The organism is Archangium sp., assembly GCF_036388035.1.
GTDB lineage: Bacteria > Myxococcota > Myxococcia > Myxococcales > Myxococcaceae > Archangium.
Genome location: NZ_DASVSO010000681.1, coordinates 1 through 5041, shown reverse-complemented (window position 1 = coordinate 5041; position 5041 = coordinate 1). Strand labels below are relative to the sequence as shown.

Genomic DNA, 5041 nt, shown 5'->3' with positions numbered 1-5041 from the left:
GATCATGTCGTCCGCGTCCAGGAAGGTGATGTACTTGCCGCGCGCCTGCTGCAGCCCGGTGAGGCGGTTCTCCCCCACCAGCGTGGGCTCGGGCTGGAAGATCTTCCGCACCTTGGGGTGCTCCAGCTCCCGCACCAGCTGCGTGGTGGTGCCGTCCGTGGAGCCCCCCTCCACGATGATGATCTCGAAGTCCTGCAGCGTCTGCTTGTCGAGGCTGACCAGCGCGTCCGACAGGAAGCGCCCGTAGTTGAAGCAGGGGATGATGACCGAGACGAGCGGCTGCTCGGCCGGCCAGCGGTCTCCCTGGAGCGAGCCCGGGCGCAGCTTGCCGAACACGCCCTGCTCGACCTGGCGATAGAGCGACGAGGCCTTGTCCACCAGGGGCTGGGGATCCGGCAGGCGCCGCAGCGGCTCCTCCACGGCGACCTCGACGACGCGATCCCCGACCTTGCGCACGGGCTGCAGCACGTTCTGCTGGAGCCAGCGGCGCGCGGGTTTGGGCATCGCCAGCCGCGCCATGGCCAGCGGCAGCCGCCAGGCCCGGGACGGCTCATCCTTCATGTCCACCAGCTCCTGCGCGAACTCGAAGGCGCGGTGCGTCTTGTAGTCACGCACCTGCTGCTCGCGCACATCCAGCTCGCTCTGGAGCTTGAGGTTGGAGGACTGGAGCTGTTGCAGCTTGCGCTCCATCTCGAGCATGCGCTCACGCAGCAGCGTGGCCTCATCCCCCGTTTTGGCGGGCCGCTGGCGCTTGGCGCGCGGCTTGGACCTGGGCTTGGGCGCGACCTTCTGGTGCAGGGGCAATACGTCGCCCAGCGGCTCGTCCGACTTCTGAGAGGAAGCCGGAGACCGCTCTTCCCTCTGCCCGACCGTGGCATCCAGCGCTTGCTTGCTTCCCTGGCGATTCATGACCGTTCTCACTCACCGGCGGCACACCGCCCCCCCCCGGGGTGAGGAGCTGACGGGTGGCGCTGGGACGCACAGGGTTTTGCCTTTCGCCGCACTCTGCCGCGGGGGATCCGGCCTTCCCCACATGCCCCGACGCGGCCCAGTACCCCGACCCGGCTGGCGGCGTGTGTTACGGGATTGATGTTGAGGTGTCAAGGCAGCCAACCCGAGCGAGCAGGCGGGAGCCAGCACCCCTTCCTCGGCCCAAAACCCCAGGCGCCAGAGAGAGGACGCGAGCGCTCCAGCGCGTCACCACCCTCCCCGCGCAGCGCGGCTCCTCGCCTCGTCTCTTGACCGGCTCCGCCACACATGCTTTGGAGTCCAAGGACTTCAAATCAGAAGCGCTACCGCTTCCAGTCCGCGTGGAAGCGGGCGAGCGACTCGGTCAGTCCCATCGGCCGGGCCCGCAGCTCACCCCGGGCCTTGTCCACCCGCAGCCCCGAGCGCAGGGGACGTGGCGCGGGCAGCTTCAACTCGGCCAGCTTCACCGGGACGATGAGCCCCGCGTCGAAGCCGAAGACCGCGCACACCGCGCGGCCGAACTCCACCCGGCTCAGCACCTCGGCCCCGCAGGTGTGCCACACCCCGCCGAGCCGGCGGACGCCCAGCTCGGCCACCATGGCGGCCACGTTCTCCGCGTAGCTGGGCGAGACGATCTGATCCTCGAAGAGACGAACGGGCTGGCCCTTCTCGAACGCGCTCAACAACCAGGCTCCGAAGTTGAGGCGGCCCGCCACCGGGGGCCAGCCATACACCACCGCCGTCCGGGCGATGGCACACCCGGGCGCGAGCACCCGCGCGGCCTGCTCGCCCATGTGCTTGGTGACGGAGTACACGCCGCGCGGGTTGGGCAGGGCCTCCTCGGCGTAGGGGCCCGCGTCGCCATCGAAGACGTAGTCGGTGGAGACGTGCACCAGGTGCGCCCCGGCGCGGCGCGAGGCCCGGGCCACGAAGGCGGTGGCCTCCACGTTGGCGGCGAAGGCCAGCTCCGGCTCCCGCTCGCACGCGTCCACCTCCGTCATGGAACCGCAGTGGATGACGGCCTCGGGGGAAGCCTCCGCGAAGGCGATGGCCACCTCCTGCTCGCGGGTGAGTTCGCAGGAGAGGTACCGCCAGCTCCCCGCGGCGCGACGCTCACCCCGCCCCAGCCCCAGCACCTCATGTCCCTGCTCCGCGAGCAGGTGGCACGTCCGGCTCCCGACGAGCCCGTTCGCCCCAGTCACCAGGATGCGCATGGGCCTACCCCATCACCTGGAGGCGGGTGCTGTACTGCGAGTCGAAGTAGTCCCGGTAGGCGCCGCTCATCACCCGCTGCCACCACTCGCGGTTGTCCACGTACCAGCGGACCGTCTCGTCCAGGCCCTGCTCGAAGGTGTGCGCGGGCGTCCAGCCCAGCTCGGCCTTGATCTTCGAGGGATCGATGGCGTACCGCCGGTCATGCCCCGGACGGTCCTTCACGAACTTGATGAGGGACTCGGGCTTGCCCAGCAGCGAGAGGATGGCCTTGACGATCTCGATGTTCTTGCGCTCGGCCCCGCCGCCGATGTTGTAGACCTCGCCGGCCCGGCCCTTCTCCAGCGCGAGCAGCAGCGCCTGGCAGTGGTCCTCCACGTGGAGCCAGTCGCGCACGTTGGCGCCATCGCCGTACACCGGCAGCGGCTTGTCGTGCAGGGCGTTGACGACCATGAGGGGGATGAGCTTCTCGGGGAACTGGTAGCGGCCGTAGTTGTTGGAGCAGCGCGTCACCACCACGTCCAGGCCGAAGGTGTGGTGCCAGGCCAGCGCGAGCAGATCCGAGCTCGTCTTGGAGGCCGAGTAGGGGCTGGAGGGCTGGAGCGGCGAGGTCTCGGTGAAGGCGCCGGTGGGGCCCAGCGAGCCGTACACCTCGTCGGTGGAGACCATGAGGAAGCGCTTGACGCCCTGCTGCCGCGAGGCCTCCAGCAGGCGCTGGGTGCCGAGCACGTTGGTCTGGACGAAGACCTCGGGGCCGAGGATGGAGCGGTCCACGTGGCTCTCGGCGGCCAGGTGCATCACCGAGTCGATGGCGTGCTCGCGCAGCAGCTTCTCGACGAACTCGCGATCACCGATGTCGCCCCGGACGAAGACGTGGCCCGGATCGGACTCGAGGTCGATGAGGTTCTCGAGGTTGCCGGCGTACGTGAGCGTGTCGAGGTTGACGAGCTTCCACTCGGGCCGGACGCGGCGCAGGTAGCGGACGAGATTGGAACCGATGAAGCCGCAGCCGCCGGTGACGAGGATGTTCATGGAGCCTGCCACGAAAACGAAGAGGAGACCCCGAGTAACGGAGCCACAACCAACCGTCAAGAGAGCCTCACTCGCGGGCTTGTGCGCTACACGGCCTGGGTTGTAAGGGAGCAGGCGCCTTGAGCCCTCCGCGACGAGACCCGCGCTCCCCCGCTCCCCCACCCCGAGCCGTCCACCAACTGGTTCCCCGGCTCGCCTGGGGAGACGCGGTGGGCAATCAGGTGCGCTACCTGCGAGAACTGCTGCGCGGTTGGGGCTATGCCTCGGAGATCTACGCCGAGCAGTGGGACGAGGAGTGTCGCGAGCAGGTGCGCCCGGCCCGGGACTACCCGCGCGAGGCGGACGCGAGCTCGGTGCTGCTCATCCACCACAGCTACGAGTCGAGGCTCGTCCCACTGGTCAAGCGCTCGCCGGGCCGCAAGGCGCTCGTGTACCACAACGTGACGCCCGCCCGGCTGCTCGAGGGCTTCGAGCGCAAGGTCGCCGCCGGCTGCGTGGCGGCCCGCGAGGAGCTGCTCGCCCTCCAGCCGCTGGTGGAGTGCGCGTTCGCCTACTCGCGCTTCAGCGCCGAGGAGCTGGTGGCCGGTGGCTTCCCCCATGTCTCCGTCATCCCCTTCGCGGTGGACTGGCGCGCCTTCGACGTGGCGCCGGACCCGACCTTGCGCGCCGAGCTGGAGGACGGCTGCGCCAACATCCTCTTCGTGGGCCGCGCGGTGCCCAGCAAGCGCGTGGACGACGTGCTGCGCGTCTTCACCGCCTACCAGCGCCTGTACCAGCGACGCAGCCGCCTGCTGGTGGCCGGCTACCTCAACCGCGACTCGCCCTATGGGGCGTGGCTGCTCGGACTGCGGGAGGTGTTGGGCCCGGAGCGGGTGTTGCTGCTCGGGCGGGTGAGCGCGGCACAGCTCTCCGCCTGCTTCTCCGTGGCCACCGCGTACCTGTCCATGAGCCAGCACGAGGGCTTTGGCGTCCCGCTGCTGGAGGCCATGTACCGGGGCGTCCCGGTGGTGGCCTACGGCGCGGCGGCCGTGCCCGAGACGATGGCCGGCGCGGGGCTCGCCACGCTGTCGGGAGACCCCGTCGAGGTGGCGCAGCTCCTCGCGGTGCTGGAGCGCCAGCCCGAGCTGCGCACCCGGGTGGTGGAGGCCCAACGGGCCCGGCTGCGCGGCCTCGAGCAGGACGCGGTCGCCACCGCCGTCCGCGACGCCCTGCGCCCCCTGCTGGAGGGAACGCTCCCCCACCCCACTCCCTCCACCTCCGGCCATGGGGTGGAGCTGGTGTGCCCTGGCTTCTCGGCGGCGCCGGAGGCTCCCATGTCCCGCTTCACGCGGAGGCTGGCGGAGCGACTCCCGAGGGCGCGCGTGCTGTCGCTCCACGCGGGCGCGCTGCTGACGTCCGCCGCCCCCGCCGTGGACTCCGCCGGAGCCGGCGAGGTGTGGCGCTTCAGCCCCGATCTGCCCCTGCCCCGAGAGGCTTCCGGCGAGCTGCCGGGCTCCTCGGCCCTGGAGACCGCCGTGTGCGCCTCGGAGGCACCCGCCCTCTTCCTCGGCGCGGACACGCGGGTGGCCTGGGACGCGGTGCCTCGCCTCGGCGCCCGGGCGTGGGGGGTTGTCTCCTCCTCCGAGCGCTTGTCGGGCTCCCCCGACTACGGCGATCGGCTGCTCGCCCTGGACTCCGGCCGGATGGACGAGGCCGTGAATCGCATCGCCCGCATCCTCGAAACGCGTGGAGCTTCCCGTGCGCGCTGAAGACCTGCTGACCCGAGAGCCCTCCGCCGAAGCCGTCGCCGCCGAGACCGCGCGGCTTCCCTCCGTGCCCGACGCCGAGC

At 70.7% G+C, this 5041-nt stretch carries 4 protein-coding genes; 1 reads left to right on the top strand and 3 read right to left on the bottom strand.

Annotated elements, in window-relative coordinates:
* The 3 genes from VF697_RS27775 to rfbB all read right to left on the bottom strand — a co-directional run.
* A partial coding sequence (locus VF697_RS27775; RefSeq protein ID WP_331099750.1) for a glycosyltransferase occupies window positions 1–909 on the bottom strand: 909 nt, incomplete at its 3' end.
* 383 nt (window positions 910–1292) lie between these two features.
* Complete coding sequence (locus tag VF697_RS27770) at window positions 1293–2183, bottom strand: SDR family oxidoreductase (RefSeq protein WP_331099749.1); 891 nt, start codon at window positions 2181–2183, stop codon at window positions 1293–1295.
* Between the two features lie 4 nt (window positions 2184–2187).
* Window positions 2188–3213 (bottom strand): dTDP-glucose 4,6-dehydratase, encoded by a 1026-nt coding sequence (gene rfbB / locus VF697_RS27765; protein ID WP_331099748.1) that lies wholly within the window; start codon window positions 3211–3213, stop codon window positions 2188–2190.
* Window positions 3214–3332: 119 nt separating this feature from the next.
* On the opposite strand from rfbB, the gene VF697_RS27760 reads away from it, so the two are divergent.
* Entirely contained in the window at window positions 3333–4961 is a 1629-nt protein-coding gene (locus VF697_RS27760) for a glycosyltransferase (RefSeq protein WP_331099747.1), read from the top strand.
* Window positions 4962–5041 lie beyond the last annotated feature (80 nt).

Bases quoted from the DNA above. Each gene is read 5' to 3' on its own strand.
- VF697_RS27770 (WP_331099749.1), bottom strand. From the start codon at position 2,183: ATGCGCATCCTGGTGACTGGGGCGAACGGGCTCGTCGGGAGCCGGACG.
- rfbB (WP_331099748.1), bottom strand. From the start codon at position 3,213: ATGAACATCCTCGTCACCGGCGGCTGCGGCTTCATCGGTTCCAATCTC.